This window comes from Streptomyces sp. NBC_00078, assembly GCF_026343335.1.
Classification (GTDB): Bacteria; Actinomycetota; Actinomycetes; order Streptomycetales; family Streptomycetaceae; genus Streptomyces.
The window spans coordinates 5,855,426-5,874,800 of the sequence record NZ_JAPELX010000001.1 but is presented as its reverse complement, the minus strand read 5'-3'; the positions used below and the strand labels follow the sequence as shown (position 1 = coordinate 5,874,800).

General features: G+C 69.7%; 17 protein-coding genes. 8 read left to right on the top strand and 9 right to left on the bottom strand.

Annotation, left to right across the window (positions count from 1 at the left end):
* Positions 1-34: 34 nt before the first annotated feature.
* Both OOK07_RS27690 and OOK07_RS27685 read right to left on the bottom strand, forming a co-directional pair.
* The gene (locus OOK07_RS27690) at positions 35-2,095 is read right to left on the bottom strand and encodes a thioredoxin domain-containing protein (RefSeq protein WP_266799128.1); all 2,061 of its coding nucleotides are present in this window, start codon (positions 2,093-2,095) and stop codon (positions 35-37) included.
* A gap of 102 nt (positions 2,096-2,197) precedes the next feature.
* Positions 2,198-3,856: a recombinase family protein gene (locus tag OOK07_RS27685; RefSeq protein ID WP_266799126.1), complete on the bottom strand. Its 1,659-nt coding sequence runs from the start codon at positions 3,854-3,856 to the stop codon at positions 2,198-2,200.
* Positions 3,857-4,353: 497 nt separating this feature from the next.
* Here OOK07_RS27685 and OOK07_RS27680 point away from each other — a divergent pair, with 497 nt between their 5' ends.
* Positions 4,354-7,554 (top strand): tetratricopeptide repeat protein, encoded by a 3,201-nt coding sequence (locus OOK07_RS27680; protein WP_266684264.1) that lies wholly within the window; start codon positions 4,354-4,356, stop codon positions 7,552-7,554.
* 27 nt (positions 7,555-7,581) lie between these two features.
* On the opposite strand, the gene OOK07_RS27675 is transcribed toward OOK07_RS27680, so the two are convergent.
* Both OOK07_RS27675 and mca read right to left on the bottom strand, forming a co-directional pair.
* Entirely contained in the window at positions 7,582-7,854 is a 273-nt protein-coding gene (locus tag OOK07_RS27675; protein WP_266684262.1) for a hypothetical protein, read from the bottom strand.
* On the bottom strand, positions 7,847-8,728 hold the full coding sequence (gene mca, locus OOK07_RS27670; RefSeq protein WP_266684260.1) for a mycothiol conjugate amidase Mca: 882 nt from the start codon (positions 8,726-8,728) through the stop codon (positions 7,847-7,849). The genes OOK07_RS27675 and mca overlap by 8 nt, the downstream gene beginning before the upstream one ends.
* A 113-nt stretch (positions 8,729-8,841) precedes the next feature.
* Between mca and OOK07_RS27665 the strand changes: the two genes are divergently transcribed.
* Positions 8,842-9,240 carry a DUF4307 domain-containing protein gene (locus tag OOK07_RS27665; protein ID WP_266684258.1) on the top strand — a complete coding sequence of 133 codons (399 nt, stop codon included), beginning with the start codon at positions 8,842-8,844 and terminating at the stop codon, positions 9,238-9,240.
* Between the two features lie 178 nt (positions 9,241-9,418).
* Entirely contained in the window at positions 9,419-9,919 is a 501-nt protein-coding gene (gene greA / locus OOK07_RS27660; RefSeq protein WP_266684256.1) for a transcription elongation factor GreA, read from the top strand.
* 296 nt (positions 9,920-10,215) lie between these two features.
* Here greA and OOK07_RS27655 read toward each other — a convergent pair whose 3' ends face one another.
* From OOK07_RS27655 to ilvA, 3 genes are all read right to left on the bottom strand, one after another.
* Positions 10,216-11,013: an ABC transporter permease gene (locus OOK07_RS27655; protein WP_266684254.1), complete on the bottom strand. Its 798-nt coding sequence runs from the start codon at positions 11,011-11,013 to the stop codon at positions 10,216-10,218.
* A gap of 139 nt (positions 11,014-11,152) precedes the next feature.
* Positions 11,153-12,169 carry an efflux ABC transporter ATPase subunit, DrrA-related gene (locus tag OOK07_RS27650; protein ID WP_266684250.1) on the bottom strand — a complete coding sequence of 339 codons (1,017 nt, stop codon included), beginning with the start codon at positions 12,167-12,169 and terminating at the stop codon, positions 11,153-11,155.
* A 193-nt stretch (positions 12,170-12,362) separates the two neighbouring features.
* Positions 12,363-13,592: a threonine ammonia-lyase gene (gene ilvA, locus OOK07_RS27645; protein ID WP_266684248.1), complete on the bottom strand. Its 1,230-nt coding sequence runs from the start codon at positions 13,590-13,592 to the stop codon at positions 12,363-12,365.
* A 166-nt stretch (positions 13,593-13,758) separates the two neighbouring features.
* On the opposite strand from ilvA, the gene OOK07_RS27640 reads away from it, so the two are divergent.
* The 3 genes from OOK07_RS27640 to OOK07_RS27630 all read left to right on the top strand — a co-directional run bounded on the left by OOK07_RS27640 (position 13,759) and on the right by OOK07_RS27630 (position 15,218).
* Entirely contained in the window at positions 13,759-14,265 is a 507-nt protein-coding gene (locus tag OOK07_RS27640) for a MarR family winged helix-turn-helix transcriptional regulator (RefSeq protein WP_266802043.1), read from the top strand.
* A gap of 175 nt (positions 14,266-14,440) precedes the next feature.
* Positions 14,441-14,944, top strand: a complete 504-nt coding sequence (locus OOK07_RS27635) for a sigma factor-like helix-turn-helix DNA-binding protein (protein WP_266799123.1) — start codon at positions 14,441-14,443, stop codon at positions 14,942-14,944.
* A 25-nt stretch (positions 14,945-14,969) separates the two neighbouring features.
* The gene (locus OOK07_RS27630) at positions 14,970-15,218 is read left to right on the top strand and encodes a hypothetical protein (protein ID WP_266520776.1); all 249 of its coding nucleotides are present in this window, start codon (positions 14,970-14,972) and stop codon (positions 15,216-15,218) included.
* Positions 15,219-15,317: 99 nt separating this feature from the next.
* On the opposite strand, the gene OOK07_RS27625 is transcribed toward OOK07_RS27630, so the two are convergent.
* Complete coding sequence (locus OOK07_RS27625) at positions 15,318-16,472, bottom strand: cystathionine gamma-synthase (RefSeq protein ID WP_266684244.1); 1,155 nt, start codon at positions 16,470-16,472, stop codon at positions 15,318-15,320.
* Positions 16,473-16,633: 161 nt separating this feature from the next.
* Here OOK07_RS27625 and OOK07_RS27620 point away from each other — a divergent pair, with 161 nt between their 5' ends.
* Together OOK07_RS27620 and OOK07_RS27615 are read left to right on the top strand one after the other, a co-directional pair.
* A complete protein-coding gene (locus OOK07_RS27620) occupies positions 16,634-17,752 on the top strand; it encodes a hypothetical protein (protein ID WP_266799120.1) in 1,119 nt (372 codons plus the stop codon).
* A gap of 289 nt (positions 17,753-18,041) precedes the next feature.
* Positions 18,042-18,635 carry a DUF4291 domain-containing protein gene (locus OOK07_RS27615; protein ID WP_266799118.1) on the top strand — a complete coding sequence of 198 codons (594 nt, stop codon included), beginning with the start codon at positions 18,042-18,044 and terminating at the stop codon, positions 18,633-18,635.
* A 210-nt stretch (positions 18,636-18,845) separates the two neighbouring features.
* Here OOK07_RS27615 and msrA read toward each other — a convergent pair whose 3' ends face one another.
* Complete coding sequence (msrA, locus tag OOK07_RS27610) at positions 18,846-19,358, bottom strand: peptide-methionine (S)-S-oxide reductase MsrA (RefSeq protein WP_266684238.1); 513 nt, start codon at positions 19,356-19,358, stop codon at positions 18,846-18,848.
* Positions 19,359-19,375 lie beyond the last annotated feature (17 nt).

The window sequence follows — 19,375 nt, the reverse complement described above, 5'->3', positions numbered from 1 at the left end:
CGGCTGCGTGAACCCGTCTTCCCTTCCCGGCGTTTCAGCTGCTCAGCGCGGCGCGCAGGCCTTTCGGATCGGTGGTCGGAGCGTCGCAGGTGAAGTTACGGCAGACGTAGGCGGTGGGTGCGCCGTCGACGAGCGGCCGGTCGGCGAGCAACGGGAACTCGTCACTCTCCGCAACCCCCACGGCGACCACGGCACCGGGCGCGAGCCCCAGAAGCGCCGTACGGTGCAGAGCCCTTGTCGCCTCGTCGTCCAGTGCGGGCCCGACGACCGCGACCTCCTTCGGCCCGTCGAGGAGGGCCTCGGCGACCGCGAGCCCCCAGCCGATGAAGCGGGGCACGCGCGGGCCGAGCGCCTTGACGACACCCAGTGCCCGTTCGGCGGCGGTGCGATGGACGAGGCCATGAGCCGAGGCGGCGCCACCGGTCTGCGCGGCATAGCTCAGCAGGGCGCCCGCGGCGGCGGACCAGCCGGAGGGCGTGGCGTTGTCGGTGGGGTCCTGGGGCCGGCGGATCAGCTTCTCGGCGTCGACGGCGGTGTCGTAGAGGCTGCCGCTGTCCGGGTCGACGAAGCGGGTCAGGACATGGTCGAGCAGGAACCCGGCGAACTCGAGCCAGACGCCCTCTCCGGTGACGGACGCGAGCGCGAGGAAGCCCTCGGCCACGTCGGCGTAGTCCTCCAGGACGCCCGAGTTGGCGCCCACCAGGCCGTCCTTGCTGGTGCGGGCGAGTTGGGCGTGTTCGTCCAGGTGCAGCCGTACGAGGAGATCGGCGGCGCCGACCGCGGCCTCGACCAGGTCGGGGCGGTCGAAGAAGGCGCCGGTCTCGGCGAGTGCGGCGATCGCGAGGCCGTTCCAGGCGGCGACCACCTTGTCGTCCCGGCCCGGGGCCGGCCGCGTGTCCCTGGACCGCAGCAGCCGCTGCCTGATCCCCTCGATCCTCTCGGCGTCGAACACACCTTCCTGCTGCGGGAGTTGCAGGACGGAGGAGCCGTGCTCGAAGGTGCCGTCCTCGGTTACTTTGAAGTACTGGGCGGCGAGTTCGGCGTCCTCGGCACCGAGAACCTCGGTGAGCTGCCGCGGGGTCCACACGTAGTACGCGCCCTCGACGTGAGCGCCCGACCCGTCCTCACTGTCGGCGTCGAGGGCGGAGGCGAACCCGCCCTCGTTCGTGCGGAGTTCACGCACCATGAAGTCGGCGGTCTCCAGGGCCACGCGGCGGGCCAGCTCGGAGCCGGTGCTGCGCCACAGGTGAGCGTAGACACGGCACAGCAGGGCGTTGTCGTAGAGCATCTTCTCGAAGTGCGGCACCAAGGGTCCATCAGACTTCGGCGTGAGAACGTACCGGTGGAACCCGCCTCCCACCTGGTCGTACAGGCTCGAACGAGCCATCGCGCCGCACAGCCCTTCTGCCATCTCCAGCGCGGCCACGGAACCGGCCCGCGCGTGATGGCGCAACAGGAACTCGATCACCATCGACGGCGGGAACTTGGTGTCTCCCTTGAACCAACCGCTCGCGGAATCGATGTCCCGGGTCAGCTGGAGCAGAGCCTGGGCCTGGGTCTCCTCGGTGGGCGTCCCGGCATCCCCGATACCCAATTCCCGGTCGGCAAGGTCCCTAGTGATCTTTCCCGCGACTTCCCCCACCTCGTCCCGACGGTCCCGCCAGGCCACCGTGACGCCCTCCAACACCTGCCGGAAGGACGGCATTCCATGGCGCGGGCCGGGCGGGAAGTAGGTGCCGAAATAGAACGGCTCCCCGTCCGGCGTCATGAAGACCGACATCGGCCAGCCCCCTTGCCCGGTGGCCGCCTGCACCGCCTCCATGTAGACGGCGTCCACGTCGGGGCGTTCCTCACGGTCGACCTTGACGGACACGAAGTACTCGTTCATGTAAGCAGCGGTGTCGTCGTCCTCGAAGGACTCGTGCGCCATAACGTGACACCAGTGACAGGCGCTGTAGCCAACGCTCAGGAAGACGGGGACATCGCGTCGGCGGGCTTCTTCGAACGCTTCCGCCTCCCATGGCCACCAGTCGACGGGGTTGTCCGCGTGCTGGAGGAGGTACGGGGACGTGGCGCGCGCGAGTCGGTTGGGCATGCCCCCATCCTTACGCACCTGCCGCCACGCCGCCCATGCGCCACGGGACAGCACACAGACGGAGCAAAGGCCGGGCCCGGAGACCCAGCCTTGAGCTTCGACTCACTTCTTGGTGATCGCGTCCTGCTTCGACAGCCAGTCGAACTCAAGCCGTTCCAAGATCGGGGTGTGATCCCCCTGCCGCGCGGCGGGCTTGACCGTGATGCCCTTCTTTCCAAGCGCGCACTTCAGTAGCATCCGTTTGTCCGCCATATCTGCCGCTTCCCATGCCTCACGCAAGGTGTCGACCTGGGTAAGAGGCGAGATGTCTGCCTCCGCGTCCAATGCCTCAAGGGTCGCGGCGGTGCTCTGGATGACGGCACGCTGCCCTTCGCTCAACTCCTCGAAGCGCTCTTCGTCCATCTTCCCGTACACGTAGAAGTCGTCTTCGAGCTTCTTCACACGTCGCTGAGCTGCCTCAAGCGCCTTCTGGGTCTCTTCCTTCTTCGCCTGCGTCTCAGGGTCCGCGAAGGCGAGCCAACGGCGGGCTGTCTCGATCACCATGGGGTCACCCGGCTCAAGGGCGGTGATGTGGTGGACCCAAGCCTGTCCCACCATGTGGTCGATGCGGTCTGCGAGGGTCACCACGCCCTGGCAGATCGACTTGCCTCGCGTTTGGCGGACCTCGCACCGGTAGCGTCCCCCACGGTGGCTCATTGCGCCGCCACACGGTTCAAGCGCCCCAGTGCCCTTCTTGTCTCGTAGCCGCCCGCATCGATAGCTCCCCGTGCCCAGGTACTTCGCTTCCGGCTTCCCTCTCGCCCAGCGTTCATCGGTCCTTTCGGCGATGAGTGCCTTGATCTTGAACCACTCGCCTGGCGTCACAACCCCCTTGCCGCACATGACGACTTCACCCCACTCGTTGTGCAGGGGCTCGCCGTACCCCTCCCAAACGTCCAAGGGGTGACCATGCTCGTCCGTCTTGCGCCGCCGGACCGGGACCATGCCCGCGAAGAGCGGGGACTGAGCGAGCTTGCTCACCGCCGTGGGCGACCAGGTAGCTCCGCTCCGGGTCCGGTGCCCCTCCTCATTGAGTTGGTGGGCGGTGTCCTTCGTCGTCTTCTTGTCGAGCAAGAAGTCCGCCAGTCTGCGGGCCGTGTCGTACTCGTCGGGATGGGGCTCGACCTTGCCGCTCCCGGGCGCACTGTAGAGACCGAACGGGGGCCTGCCCGTTCCTCTTCGGCCTTCGGCCTTGTGGGAGTCATGGCCGATCTTGACGCGCTTCGCTATGTCCTTCGCTTCCTCCCTGGCGCGCTCGCTCAGGATCGCGAAGACCATGCGGCCACCCTGCGCTGAGTCCAGCCCTTCGGAAACGGAGACGAGCCGCGATTGCCGACGGTCGAACTCGTCGAGCAGCCGGCCAACCGCCCCCATGCCGCGCCGGTCGAAGCGGTCCGCCTTCCACACACCGAGCGTCTTGGACTTGCCATCCATGATCGCCTGCGTGGCCTTCTCGAACTCCTTGCGCCGCACGTAGGTCTTGGAAGCCGAGAGTTGCTCAAACCAGACGTGCCGGATCTGAATGCCGTTTGCCTGCGCCCAGCGCGCGACGTCGCGCAGATGTCCACGCAACGTGGCCAAGTCCTCCTTTTTGTCGCTGCGTCGCAGGTAGACGTCCATAAGGCCGACCGGGTCCGCCGTCGCAGGTTTATCCAATCCCAGGGTCCTCAGTTCCTCAGAACTGAGCCCCAATCCGACGAGTGTCGCGTGATCCTCGCGCACCACCAGCCCCCTTGCTCTCAGGGGAAAACGCTACGGAAACACTGGATCTTTGACAGCTACTTTCCAAAAATGGGGAACAATCCAACCCCCGTCGAGGAGCAGCGGGCGAAACCTCCACTGAGCTGGTCGTGGATACCGCCGCGGGCCATGCGCCCTGCAGGTGTCCGCGGCCATCTGCAGGGCGCCGCCGAACCCTCCGCGCCGCGGTCGTACTCGCGGGTGAGACCTGGCGGGGGACGGGCGGGAAGTGGGTGCTGAAGCAGAGGGGGTTCGGCGTCGGGCGTGCGGAACACGGGCGTTCCCTCCCCCGCGCCCCCCGATCCGCTCAACGCCGACCAGGCGCCGCCCGCCGCGACCGCTGCCGCTGTATGCGGCGGCCACCGCGAATGATGTGAAAGTCACCCAAGCCCGACCCGGTGATCGCTGCCCCCTCGCGCGAACGCCTTCCCCGAAGGACACTCATAGGCAAAGGAGTTGCCGCCGGAGGGGGACGTGACATGCGGGACAGCCATCGGGCGGACGCCGAACGGCTGTTGGCACGGGCCGTGGAGGAAGAGGTACGACGCTCCGGCGGACACACCGACGGAACGGTGCTGCTGTCGCGCTCACGCAGCGCCCTGGACGCGATGGCGGAGACATCCGCCGAGGAGTACGAGGCCTACACGCGCGCGCTCGACGAGGCGGCGGCCGGCCGGCTCACCTTCGCACAGCGGTACGCCAAGGAAGGTTCGGCAACCGCCCTGCTGGTGGCCGCCGTCGCCGCGGTCACGGCGGCGGTGGCGGACGTGGCTCTGGGCACCGACACGGGCACGGCACTCGGCGCGGGCGTGACCGTGGGCGTCGTGGGCGCGGCGGCCACCGTGATCAAGGTGGCCGGCTCTCATCTGCCCGCGGCCCATCACAGCGCAGGCGCCGAGAGCCAGCCGGGCGGACCCGAGCAGTTGCGGCTGCAGTGGCTGACGGCTCTGGAGGTGCGCGGTATCCGCCCGTTCCTCGATCAGCAGCGGGTACGCGAAGGGTCCACGGGCCCGAGGAAGAAGGGGCCGCCGCTGCGCGGCACGGACAAGAGCGCGGCAGCACGCGGGCGCACCCTGCTGGCCCAGTCGTTCGCTCAACTGCCGGAGCAGGCAGGCATGTTCGCGGGCCGTCGGCCGGAGATGGCCAGGATCCGGCAGTGGGTACAGGCGTCCCGAGCGAGCACCGAGACCCGCCCGACGGTCGTGGTACTGCACGGAGCCCCCGGCAGCGGTCGTACGACACTGGCCGTGCGCGCCACGCACGACCTCAAGGACTACTTCCGCGGCGCCTGCGTCGTGGACCTGCGCGGCGGCAGTCCGGAGGAGCCGCCGCTGTCCACCCGCGACGCCCTGCTGCACCTGCTCAACCGGCTCGGCGCGCCGCGCGAACAGCTGCTGTTCCGTGAGCGCTCCTCCCCCGACCAGCAGGTCAAGCGGCTGAGCGAGCTGTACCACCAGCATCTGACGGGCCTGGCCGTCACGATCGTCCTGGACGACGCCTCGGACGCCGAACAGGTCCGTACGCTCGTCCCCGAGCGCTCCGACAGCCTGGTCCTGGTCACGGCCCGCGAGCCCCTGGCACTGCCGTCCGACCTTCCGGCCCATGTCCATGAACTGCCCGTGGAGGCACTGGACTCGGCGGGCGCCGAGGAGTTGCTGGACGCGGCGGCACAGGACAGTTCCGGGCCCTACGACGCCGATGCGGCCGACCGGATCAGGGAGTTGTGCGGCGGGCTGCCGCTGGCGCTGAGCATCGCGGGCTCGTCGCTGGGCCCGCGCTCACCTCGTCAACTGGCCACGGATCTCAGCGCGTACGGCCCGGTGGAGCCGATCGAGCGTGTGCTGTGGCTGCGCTACACGGACCAGTCGGACACGGCCCGCCGGCTGCTGCGCCGACTGGCCCTCGCCGGCCGCGCCTCTCTCGGTGGCGCCGCGGCCGCCTCCCTCCTGGCGACGAACGAGGGGGAGGCGACCCGTCACCTGGTCGCGCTCTCCCGGGCCGGCCTGATCGACCATGTGCGCGGCAACCGCTTCCGCCTGCACGACCTGGTGCGGGCCTTCGCCCAGGCCCGCCTCCTGGACGAGGAGGAGCCCTCGGAGCGCACGGCCGCGCAGGAACGCCTGATCGTGAACTACGCCGACCTGGCCGACTCGGTGCTGCGCCTGGTCGACGGCAACATGTCGACCCGCTCGGACCGCTTCAGCCCGCACGGCTTCACGTCCCTGGACGAGGCGCTGCGCTGGCTGGACGACGAGTCGAGCTTCATCACGTCGACACTGCGGCACGCGGAGGGCGTGAACCAGGCGGCGGTGCTGAACCTGCTCGGCGCCCTGTGCGACTACTGCCTGCTGCGCGGCGACCTCTACCGTCTGGGCGAGATCAGCGAGCTGGCGCAGGCCGTGGACCAGGGCCTGCTGGTCCGCTCGGTGCAGTGGCGCACCGGCATCGCGGCCCGTCAGCTGGGCGAGCTGGACAAGGCGCGTACGACACTGACGTCGGTCGTCGATCTGTACATGGAGGCCCATCACGACGCGGGTGCGGCCCGCGCCCTGTGCTCCCTGGGGATCACCCTCCACCACCAGGGCAATCTCACGGAGGCGGCCGCGAAGCTGCGCGAGGCGCTGGATTTCCAGGCGGCTCCCGAGCTGGCCACGGACCGCGGCTGGACGATGCACGCCCTGGCGGCGGTGGAGCGCGACCGCGGCCATGTCTCGGAGGCGCTGCATCTGCTCACCGAGTCCCTGGTCCTGCATCACGCGGGCGAGTCCGTGCACGGCGAGGCCTGGGCCCACTTCCAGCTGGGCCAGCTGTCGCTGCGGATGGGCGACGTCCCGCGCGCCGAGTCGGAGCTGCGCGCGGCCCTCGACCGCTACGGCCGTACCCGTGACGCCCGTGGCGAGGCCTGGGCGCTCACCCAGCTGGCCCGCGCCCGTCTCGTCGCGGGGGACGCGTCCCCCGCGGTGGAGGGACTGCGCCAGGCCGCGTCCCGGCACCGCGAGAACGAGGACGCGCGCGGCGAGGCCTGGACGGTCTACTACCTGGGCCAGGCCCTGGAGGAGACGGGCGACCTCGACCGTGCGGTGCGCGAACTGGAGCGCTCCCGCACGATGTTCTCCCGTATGCGCGACGTCTACGGCCTGGCCTGCGCCCGCCACCACTCGGCCCGGGCGACCCGGGACCAGCGGGCGGCCCAGACGGGTTCGCTGCGCAACTCCGGCTTCGCCCGCCAGCTCCTGGTCGACGCCCGAGCCGACTTCCAGCGCATCGGTGTGGCCCACGGCGAGGCGTGGACGTGCCTGGAACTGGCGGTGGTGGATGCGGGCAACGCCCGTACCCAGCAGGCGCTGGCGCTGTGCGACGAGGCGGTGGACCTGTTCACCTCGTACGGCGACCGCCGCGGCGAGGACTGGGCCCGCTTCCTGCGCTGCACCCTGCTGCCGTACGCGGCCCCCGGCGGCGTGGAGATCGGCACGGCGGTCGCCCAGGAGGAGCTGACCCAGCTGTCCCGCACGACTCACTCGCTGCGGGACGAGAAGCTCGACGACTACGTGGAGGCGTATCAGCTGCTGCTGGAGCGGGGCGTGAACCTGGAGGCGGGCTGGCAGGCGTGGCGTCTGGGGATGGTGCCCAGCCGCCATGCGCGGGAGGTGATGGGGGTGGCGGTGCCGGCCACGCACTGACCGCCGGCCACCCCCCGTCCCACGACGTCAGCCCTGACGCGCCTTGGGACCGGCGTTTGGGCCGGCCTCGGGGCCGGCGGAGGCGTCCGCGGACCCGGCGTCCGAGTCCGCCGTCTCCTGGAACTTCACCTTCCCCATGTGCCGGTTCATGGACTTCATCAGCACCCACACCGCCACGGCCATCGCCGCGAAGACGATGAAGCCGAGGACGCCGGGGGTGACCTTGTTCTCGTCCACCTCCTTGGCGAGGGGGACGAGATGCGTCATTGCCAGGCTCACGCTTGCGCTCATGTCAGGCATTGTCGCGGATGCCCGCAAAGAGGTCGTCCTCGGGGAGGGAAGTATCGACGAGCGACTTCGCCAGCTCGTACTCCTCCGTCGGCCAGACCTCCCTCTGGATCTCCATCGGCACCTTGAACCAGCCGCCGTCGGGGTCGATCTGCGTGGCGTGGGCGATCAGCGCCTTGTCGCGGATCTCGAAGAAGTCGGCGCAGGGGACATGCGTGGTCAGGGTGCGCTCGGCGCGCTCGAACTCGCTCCAGCGCTTGAGCCAGTCCCCGTACGGCGACTCCAGACCACGGTCCAGCAGCGCGTGGTGCAGGGCCTCGGTGCGGGGGCGGTTGAAGCCCTGGTTGTAGTACAGCTTCCGCGGCTGGTAGGCCGGGCCGAACTCCGACTCCGGGTACTTCTCGGTGTCGGCGGCGCCCTCGAAGGCCACCATCGAGATCTTGTGGGTCATGATGTGGTCGGGGTGCGGATAGCCGCCGTTCTCGTCATAGGTGGTGATCACCTGGGGACGGAAGGAACGGATCTGCTTCACCAGCTCGCCGGCCGCCTTGTCCACGTCCTCCAGGGCGAAGCAGCCCTCGGGCAGCGGCGGCAGCGGGTCGCCCTCGGGCAGGCCGGAGTCGACGAAGCCGAGCCATTCCTGCGTGACCCCGAGGATCTCCCGGGCCTCGTCCATCTCCTTCTTGCGTACCTCGTGGATGTGCTCCTCGATGTACTTGTCGCCCTGCAGCTTCGGGTTGAGGATGGAGCCGCGCTCCCCACCGGTGCAGGTCACGACCAGCACGTCCACCCCCTCGGACACGTACTTCGCCATGGTGGCCGCGCCCTTGCTCGACTCGTCGTCGGGGTGGGCGTGGATAGCCATCAGTCGCAGCTGGTCAGTCAAGACTCAATCCTCGATAAGTCGGCGCCCGGTGTGAACCGGCGCGATCGGCGGCTTCTATAGTGACCGAATCGGGGGGCGAAAAATTCCGGGGTCGGGTTTCCGAGGGGACGATCATGAGTACGGCGAGCACGCGACTGCCCGAGGGCCGTTACGGCCGCTCCTCGGACGAGCGCGCCGACCACAAACTCAAGATCATCGGTGCCGTCCTGGCGGCGGCGCTGCTCGCGCTCGTCGGGTACTTCGCCTACCACTACGTCGGCCAGAACAAGATCAGCGCCGAGGTGATCACCTTCGATGCGCACGAGAACGCGGTGACGGTGCATCTGGAGGTCCGTAAGGACGCCGACGCGACCGGTTACTGCACCATCCGCTCCCAGGCGGCGGACGGGACCGAGGTGGGCCGGGCCGACTTCCGCTTCGGCGGGCACGCCACCCGCATCGACCGTGCCGTCACCCTCCGTACGACGTCCGCCGGCACCACGGCGGAGCTGCTGGGCTGCCACGCCGGCTGACACCGGACCCTCTCGCCCTGAATGCGTAGGCCCTGACCTGCGTGGACGTAATTCTGATGGCTTATGTCCTCCCCCTTCAGCCGCGGAATTGTTAGGCTCGTGGTTTCGCCCATCCATGAAGGAACATTCTTCTGGGTAGGGCGATGCTTTGTATTCCCAGTACCTACGAGGAGCACCTGTGACCCAGACCAGCGAGAACGTCACCTGGCTGACCCAGGAGGCGTACAACCAGCTCAAGGCGGAGCTGGAGCACCTGTCTGGTCCTGCGCGCACGGAGATCGCCGCCAAGATCGCGGCCGCGCGCGAGGAAGGCGACCTGCGTGAGAACGGCGGGTACCACGCGGCCAAGGAAGAGCAGGGCAAGCAGGAACTCCGTGTGCGCCAGCTGACCCAGCTCCTGGAGAACGCCAAGGTCGGCGAGGCCCCGGCGTCGGCGGACGGCGCCGTGGCGCCCGGCATGGTCGTGACGATCGCCTTCGACGGCGACGAGGACGACACGACGACCTTCCTGCTCGCCTCGCGCGAGTACGCGAGCTCCGACATCGAGACGTACTCGCCGCAGTCCCCGCTGGGCTCCGGCGTGATCGGCCACAAGGTCGGCGAGGAGGCGGAGTACGAACTGCCGAACGGCAGGAAGGCCTCCGTGAAGATCCTCAAGGCCGAGCCCTACAACGGCTGACCCGGCCGCCTGCCGATCCCGGCATCTTGCATGCCCTTGACGAGCCCCCGGTGTCCTGGTGACGCCGGGGGCGTCGTCATGCTGAGTCCGACAAGCGGTCGGTCAGGCGTCGGTCGGGCAGTAGGTGAGGCGGTCGCCGAGCGGTACTTGCGCATCGCCGGCGTCCTGAACACGACGATGATCAGGGCCGAGTAGACAGTGGTGATCAGGGCCGGGCAGATCAGTGAGGCCCAGACCGGATGCGCCGTGAACAGGCCCCCGCCCATGGGAGCGGGGCCTGAGGGAAGGCGGAACCCTCAACTGTCTGCCCGGCGGTACTTGCGGACCGCGAGCGTGCGAAAGATGGCGACGATCAGAATCGAGTAGGTCAGCGATGCCCACACCGGGTGCTGCATCGGCCAGGCACCGGAATGGGACAGACCCGGGTCGCCGAAGAGTTGCCGGCATGCCTGCACGGTCGCGCTGAACGGGTTCCACTCAGCGATGTGTCGCAGCCAGGGCGTCATCTGAGCGGAGTCCACGAACGCGTTCGAGATGAACGTGACCGGGAAGAGCCAGATCAGCCCTCCCGAGGTCGCCGCCTCCGGAGTGCGTACGGACAGACCGATCAACGCGCCGATCCATGTGAAGGCGTATCCCAGAAGAAGCAGCAGGCCGAAGCCGCCCAAGATCTTTCCGAAGTTGGTCGGCTCGACGGAACCGGGGCGCCAACCCACGAGCAGCGCGACGATCGCGAGGACGAGCAGGGTCAGAGCCGTCTGCACGAGGTCCGCGACGGTACGACCGGTCAGCACCGCACCACGCGCCATCGGCAACGAGCGGAACCGGTCTATGAGCCCCTTGTGCATGTCGTCCGCAATACCGGCGCCCGCCCCCGCAGTGGCGAACGTGACCGTCTGGGCGAAGATGCCGGCCATCAGGAAGTTCTTGTAGACCTCCGGATCGGTGGTGTCACCGATCTTCATCGAGCCACCGAAGACGTAGGTGAAGAGCACTACGAACATCACTGGCTGGATCAGGCCGAACAGAACCATCTCGGGGATCCGGGACATCCTGATCAGGTTCCGTCGGGCGATGACCAGGGAATCGTTCATGGTGCTCACTTCGCCTGCCCCTTCCCGGCGCTCACGTGCAGATCTCGGGTCTGCGACGGGAGGAATCCCGAGCGGCCCCGGAAGGGCTGGCTGAGGGGGTTCGCAATCGGCGCGACCCGCCGCGCGTCGGTGACGGCGCTCACTTGGTGGCCTCCTTCTTGTGCCTGCGGTCCTGGGCGGGCGTGCCCGCGGTCGCGCGGTTCTCCTCGTGTTTCTCCTCTGCCATGTGTCCGGTCAGGGACAGGAACACGTCGTCGAGGGTGGGGCGGCGCAGAGCGATGTCGTCTATCTCGATGCCGCGGACGTCCAGCTCGCGGATGACCTCGGCCAGCAGCTTCGCGCCGCCGGTGACGGGGACGGTGAGCTTGCGGGTGTGCTCCTCGACGGTGAGCTCGCCCTTGCCGAAGCCGGTGAGTACCTCGCGGGCGGTCGCTATGTGCTCGCGCTCGTGCACCACGACCTCGACGCGCTCGCCGCCGGTACGGGCCTTGAGCTGGTCGGAGGTGCCGCGGGCGATGACATGGCCGTGGTCGACGACCACGATGTCGTGCGCCAGGTGGTCGGCCTCTTCCAGGTACTGCGTGGTCAGCAGCAGGGTCGTACCGCCGGAGACGAGGTTCTTGATGACCTCCCACAGCAGCTGGCGGTTGCGCGGGTCGAGGCCGGTCGTCGGCTCGTCCATGAACATCACGGGCGGCGAGAGGACCAGAGCGGCCGCGAGGTCGAGCCGGCGGCGCATGCCTCCGGAGTAGGTCTTCGCGGTGCGGTCGGCGGCGTCCGCGAGGTCGAACTGGTCCAGCAGCTCCACGGCCCGGGCCTTCGCGGCCTTGCCCTTCATCTGGTAGAGCTGGCCGACCATCTGGAGGTTCTCGCGGCCGGTCAGGTATTCGTCGACCGCGGCGAACTGGCCGGACAGACCGATGGCGCGCCGCACCTCGTTGGGCTGCTTGAGGACGTCGAGGCCCGCCACGACCGCCCTGCCGCTGTCGGGGCGCAGCAGCGTGGTCAGGCAGCGGACCGCCGTCGTCTTGCCCGCGCCGTTCGGCCCGAGCAGGCCCAGCACGGTGCCCTCGGGGACATCGAGGTCGACGCCGTCCAGAGCCCTTACGTCGCCGAAAGTCTTGACCAGGCCTTCGGCATAGATGGCGCCTGGCATATGAGTCTCCACGTCGTCGGGGATTCTTCGAAAAGCCTAGATTTGCGCGTTTCGCTCCGCCTGACGATGTCTCGGCGGACGGTCACAGGACACACCGTAACGCGATGTATCGCGTCTCTCAATGTATTTACTCGATCGAGTGACGAAGAGCCCCTGAGCTGGGCGTTCCGCTTGAGTACGGGCGTCCGGCACCTCAGCCGATGACCGTGTGACCCGCCTCGCGCAGGGCCCGGCCGACCTCGGCGCAGTGCTCCGGCCCCTTCGTCTCCAGGTGCAGCTCGACCTCCGCCTCCGTGAGCCCGAGCCGCGGATCGGTCCGGACGTGACTCACATCGAGGACGTTAGCGTCCACCACTGACAACACCCCGAGAAGTGTGGCGAGCGCGCCCGGCCGGTCCGTCAGCCGCAGCCGTACGGCCAGGTAGCGGCCCTGCGCGGACATGCCGTGCCGCAGGACGCGCTGCATCAGCAGCGGGTCGACGTTGCCACCGGACAGCACCGCCACCACCGGGCCCTCGAAGGCCCCCGGCTCGCTCAGCAGCGCCGCCACCGGGCTCGCACCGGCCGGTTCGACGACCAGCTTGGCCCGCTCCAGGCACAGCAGGAGCGCGGTGGCCAGCTCGTCCTCGGAGACCGTGCGGACCTCGTCCATCAGCTCGCGGATGATGCCGAAGGGCACGTTGCCGGGCCGCCCGACCTTGATGCCGTCGGCCATGGTCGCCGGGTTCTCGATCGACATCGGACGCCCGGCCGCGATCGAGGGCGGATAGGCCGCGGCGCCCTCGGCCTGCACGCCCACGATCCGCACGTCCGGCCGCAGCGCCTTCACCGCGGTCGCGATGCCGGCCGCGAGACCTCCTCCGCCGATGCCGACGACGATCGTGCGGACCTCCGGGCAGTGCTCCAGGATCTCCAGTCCGACCGTGCCCTGGCCCGCGATGATGTCGGGGTGGTCGAAGGGGTGGATGAACACCGCGCCCGTCTCGGCCGCGTGCTCCTGTGCGGCGGCGAGCGTCTCGTCGACCACCTGCCCGTGCAGGCGCACCTCGGCGCCGTACTCGCGCGTGGCGCTGATCTTGGGCAGCGGGGCGCCCTTCGGCATGAAGACCGTCGCCCGCACGCCGAGCAGCGAGGACGCGAGAGCGACGCCCTGCGCGTGGTTGCCGGCGCTCGCCGCGACGACCCCGGCGGCCCGCTCCTCCGGCAGCAGTCCGGCGATCCGGACGTAGGCACCCCGCAGCTTGAACGAACCCGTCCGCTGGAGGTTCTCGCACTTGAAGTGCACCGGCGCGCCCACCAGCTGGGACAGGTGCCTGCTGCCCTCCATCGCCGTCACCCGCGCCACACCCGAGAGCATCTTCTGCGCCCCCCGCACATCGTCGAGGGTCACGGGCCGAAAGGAGTCAGCCGTGCTGTAGCTCATGACTCAAGCATCGCAGTTCACAGGCACACACGACCGCTGTGACCAACCTCCGAGACTGGTTTGCGCAGCGCCGGTACACCCTGCCCCCCGGCCGCGTACTCTGTCCCCCATTATTCCAGGACCCCCTTCATGAAGTGAGCCTCCGGCCATGCCCACAACACCTGAAATGTCGATGGACATGACGACCGTCGGTGACAGCGGTCTCCTCGACACGCTGCAGCACGAGGTGGCGGTGTTCGCCCGCCGTGCCGAACAGACCCGGCTCGGCGGGGTCGGGCAGGTACGCAACTCCATGGACCGCGCCGCATACCTGCTGCTCAACCGCCTCGACAAAGAGGGCCCCATGGGTGTCAAGGCGCTCGCGGCGAGCATGGGCATCGACTCGTCGACGGTCACCCGGCAGGTGGCTCCGCTCGTCGACACCGGGCTCGTCAAGCGCACCTCGCACCCCGAGGACGGGCGTGCCGTGGTCCTTCAGCTGTCGCCGCGCGGGCTGTCCCGGCTGGAGGAAGTGCGATCGTCCCGGCGCCAGCTGATGGCCGAGCTGACACACGACTGGGCGCCGGAGGAGCGCGAGACGTTCTGCACGCTCCTCACGCGCTTCAACACCGCGCTCTCCTCCCGGATGGCTGCGCCCGGAGTACCGGGGTCCGAGGCGCCGACCGCCTCGTAGGCGGCGTCCACGCGCGTGCCGCGGCCGGCCGTCACCGCGCGCGTGCTGCGTGGCTCTTGACCGACAGGGCGCCCCTGGCCTCATATGAGACGGGGTCCCCGTCGTACGCGGTTCAGCATCCCGTACGCGGCCGGGTCCCCGACCGGTCAGGGTCGCGGCAGGCGGGAGGCGCAGGGTGCGACAACGGCAGGCGTCCCAAGGCGCCCGCCGGGCCCGGGAGTTCGAGGCGTTCGTCGCGGGCGCGGCAGGGCGGCTGCTGCATGCCGCCACGCTGCTCACGGCGGAGGCGCCGGACGACAACCCGCGCGCGCGGCGCCTGCTGACCCTGGCCCTCGCTCACACGTACGTGCACTGGCACCGGCTGCGCGGCGAGGACCCGTACGACCGCGCCCGCCAGTACCTGGCCACCCGCTTCGCGCGCGCGGCATGGCACCAGTACGGCGGTTTCGGCCGGGCCCGCGCGCATCCCGACAGTCCGCTGGGCCGGCTCGTGCCGCAGGAGCGCCTGATCCTGGTTCTCAGGCTGTACGAGGGTGTCGCCGAGGAGCAGACGGCGGCGCTGCTCGGCCTGCCCACGGAACGCGTCCGCACGATCTGCGAGCGGGCGACGGCCACGCTGCTGCATCCACCCCGCCATCCCGCACCGGCGGTCACGGGGGCGAAGGTGGCGCCGTCATGAGGCGCGCACGCGACAGGAGGCGCACATGAACCGGGCGGAGCGCGAGGCCGCCGCACGGCGGATCATGGAGCGGGTCCCGCCGCCGGTGCCTCCGGAGCTGTACGGGGACGTCCTGCGCCGCGGTGCCCGCGGACTGCGCCGCCGGACGGTCGCCCGCAGGCTGTTGTGGCTGCTGCTGTGCGCCGCGACCGTGGCGTTCGTCGTCTGGGCGATGATGGCCCGCCCGTGGGTGGAGCCGCCCTCGCAGACGACTCCCCCGTACACGGGCTGGTGAGCGGCCCCTCTGCCAGGACCCGTCGTCTGGATCATGCCGGAGTCGCGGTCGGCCGGAGGGAACTGTTCCTCACGGCCGACCTCATCCGAACGGCAGGTCCTAGGCGAGCGCCTGCTGCAGGTCCTGCAGTAGATCGTCGACGTTCTCGATGCCCACGGAGAGCCGTACGAGATCGCCGGGCACCTCGAGGGCCGAGCCGACCACCGACGCGTGCGTCATGCGCCCGGGGTGCTCGACGAGCGACTCGACGCCGCCCAGGGACTCGCCGAGGGTGAACACCTTGGTGCGGTTGCAGACCTCGACGGCCGCCTCCTCGCCGCCCTCGACCTGGAAGGAGACCATGCCGCCGAAGGCCCGCATCTGCTTGGCGGCGACCTCGTGGCCCGGGTGCTCGGGCAGCCCCGGGTAGAGGACCTTCGACACGCGCGCGTGCCGGGTCAGCATGTCGGCGACCCTGGTGGCGTTCTCGCTATGCCGGTCCATGCGCACCGAGAGCGTCTTGGCGCCGCGCAGGACCAGCCACGAGTCGAAGGGACCGGCGACGGCGCCCATCGCGTTCTGGTGGAAGGCCAGCTCCTCGCCGAGTGTTTCGTCGGCGGCGATCAGCGCACCGCCGACGACGTCGGAGTGGCCGCCCATGTACTTGGTCAGGGAGTGCACGACGACGTCCGCGCCGAGGGCCAGCGGCTGCTGCAGGTACGGCGTGGCGAAGGTGTTGTCGACGACGAGCTTCGCGCCCGCGTCCCGGGCGATCTGGGCGACCGCGGCGATGTCGGTGATGCCGAGCAGCGGGTTGGAGGGGGTCTCCACCCACACGGCCTTGGTCTTCGGGGTGATGGCGGCCCGCACGGCGGACGGATCGCTGGTGTCGGCGACCGACCACTCCACCCCCCACCGGGCGACGACCTTCGCGAACAGCCGGAACGTGCCGCCGTACGCGTCGTTGGGGATGACCACGTGGTCACCGGGGCTGAGCAGCGTCCGCAACAGGCAGTCCTCGGCCGCCAGTCCGGACGCGAACGCGAGACCTCGGCGGCCGCCCTCAAGGGCTGCGAGGTTCTCTTCCAGGGCGGTCCTGGTGGGGTTGGCGCTACGGCTGTACTCGTAGCCGCCGCGCAGGCCGCCGACGCCGTCCTGCTTGTAGGTCGAGACCTGGTAGATCGGCGGGACGACCGCGCCGGTGAGGGGATCGGCGGTGTTGCCCGCGTGGATCGCGAGGGTCTCGAAGTGCTGACTGATGTGCCTGTCGCTCATGGGCACCGAGGGTAGTGCGCTCGCGGCGCGGGTGTCGGACGGCGGGGCTCGGGAGGCCGTACCGGCGGGATTTCCCTCGGTCGAGGCGCCGGGCCCCGGAGTTTTCCACAGGGCGCCGACCGGGTTGGCCAATTGTCGGTGGCGTCTGGAACGCTTGAGCCATGGAATTTCTCTGGGTCCTGATCGCGCTGGTCATGCTCGGCTTCGTGCTGCTCCCGGTCATGCGGCGCAGGCGGGGCATGATCGAGCAGGTTCCGGCCGGCCATCCGGACGCCGCCGACCCCGCGAACTACGGCTTCGTGCGCGAGGAGGAGATGGACATCCGCCTGCCCGGACCCGACCTCGACCTGCTGGACGTCCTGGACCTGGTGCAGCGCACACAGGACTACCGCGCGGCAGCCCAGCTGCTGGCGGGCACGGAGGCCGAGGGTGAGCTGCGCTGGCAGCGTGTGCAGGCTTTCGCGGGCGCCGCGTCGTTGGAGCTGCAGCAGCGGCCGGGCGGGGTGAGCGAGACACCGGGCGGGCAGTGGCTGCGGGTGTGGCGGGCCGAGCAGCCCAAGGACGCTGGCGGCGCGGCGGTGCACGCGGAGTTCCTGGTCCAGCAGGCATGGCGGACGTCCACGCCGGGCACGGACGAGTTCCGGATCATCATGGAGGAGTCGAGGGCGGCCTGCGGCGATGCGGCGCTGCTCGCTCCCGGCGACCCGATCCCGTACATCGTCGAGCTGTCGGTGGCCCGTGGACTGGCCTACTCCCAGCCGGAGTTCGAGCAGCTGTGGCTGAAGATCCTCGACCGCGCGCCCACGCACATGGGCGCCCACCTGGCCGCCCTGCACTACTGGTGCGAGAAGTGGCACGGCTCGCGGGAGCTGGCGTACTCCTTCGCTGAGGCGGCGGCCGCGCGGGCTCCCCAGGGCTCGCTCCTCGCGGCCATGCCCCTGTTCGCGGTCTTCGAGCACCTTCCCGAGGTGAATTTCGTCAGGAGCTTCTACCAGAGCGAGGTCGTGACGAAGGCGATCCACGGCGCGCTCCACGCCGTCCACTCGGCCCGCCCCGACGACCCGATGCTGGCGCACGTACGCCATCTCCTGGTCTTCTTCCTCGTCCGCGCCGAGCGCTGGTCCGAGGCCATGAACCAGCTCATACACATCGACGGCCATATCGGGGCCCTCCCCTGGACCCTGTCCGCCGACCCGGCCGCGGAGTTCGCGGTGTACCGGGCGCTGGCGGTGGCGGGATACGAGGCGAACGGCGGCAGCCCGGCGACGCTGCCGCACTGAGCGGACGTGCGGGCCACCGGGCCGGGCTGGGAAATGCTGGGCTGGGCTGGGCTGGCTGGGAAGGGTTGAGCTGGGAAGGGAAGGGGAGCGAGCGCCCGGCCGCCACCGGTCTCGCGGAGGCGGACGCACTGCCGGGCGTCCGGCCCGCCAGGCGCGGCTCTTTCCGGGACACACAGTCCGGTGGGAGATCGCACCGCGTCCGGCGCCTGGCTGCAGCCGGCGCTCTCCGTCGCGGCGGACGGTCGAAAATCAGTGGCCGCCGGAACCGGCCGAGCCCAAGCTGTACGCCATGGAAGAACCGCAACGAGGGATCCGTGCGGCCTATGCCGACTCCACGATCACTGTCTACCAGGCGTACTCCCCGGAGATCGGCCTGCCCGCCGTCCGCGACGGCCGTTTCCCCGCTGCGTGGAAGCGCGACAGGATGACGTGGATCAAGCCGTCGTTCCTGTGGATGATGTATCGCTGCGGCTGGGGTGCCAAGGAGGGGCAGGAGACCGTCCTCGCTGTCGAGATCAGCCGGGATGGCTTCGAGTGGGCGCTGCGCCACGCGTGTCTGTCGAGCTATGTACGCGAGGTGCACCCCGACCGGGCCACCTGGCAGCGTCAGTTGCAGCGCGCTCCGGCCCGCGTGCAGTGGGACCCCGAACGGGACCTGCACCTGCAGCCCCTGCCCTACCGATCCCTGCAACTCGGCCTGTCGGGTGAGGCCGCACTGCGCTACGCGGACGAGTGGACGGTCGCCATCCGCGACGTGACCCCACTCGCCCGCGAGATCCACGGCCTGGTCAGCGGTGGCGACCTGGCCTCCGCCTCCCGACTGCTGCCCCAGGAACGCCCCTATCCCGTCGGGGAGGAGTTCCTCGCCCATGTGTGCGGATGAGGAACCGGTCCGTCCGCCGGCAGCCGGCTCCGGACCAGGCGTCACAGGGGGCAGCTCAGGGTCGGCGGGACCGGGGTCGCCTGCCCGGTCTGTGTCGCCCGGGCCGACGGCTGAGGGGCACCGCCGGCTCCGCGAACGCAGGGACGGCCCGGCCGGGGAACCTCTGTCCGTCGGGTTCCACCTTCGCGCCGAGCCGTCTCGTGCTCGTGCTCAGCCCTCCGCGCGGGCGGGCAGTCGCCATCCCGGGCGGGGGAAGTGGCAGGTGTAGCCGTCCGGGTAGCGCTGCAGGTAGTCCTGGTGCTCGGGCTCGGCCTCCCAGAAGGGGCCGACGGGCTCCACCTCGGTGACGACCTTGCCCGGCCACAGTCCGGAGGCGTCCACGTCCGCGATCGTGTCCTCGGCGATGCGCTTCTGCTCGTCGTCAACGTAGTAGATCGCTGAGCGGTAGCTGAGGCCGATGTCGTTGCCCTGGCGGTTCCTGGTGCTCGGGTCGTGGATCTGGAAGAAGAACTCCAGGAGCGAGCGGAAGTCGGTCTTCTCGGGGTCGAAAAGGATCTCAATGGCCTCGGCGTGCGTGCCGTGGTTACGGTACGTCGCGTTCGGCACGTCGCCTCCGGTGTATCCGACCCGGGTCCCCGTCACGCCCGGGAGCCGGCGGATCAGCTCCTCCATCCCCCAGAAACATCCGCCCGCCAGCACGGCCCTCTGCGTCTGCGCAGCCATTGCGGCCCCTCCAATAC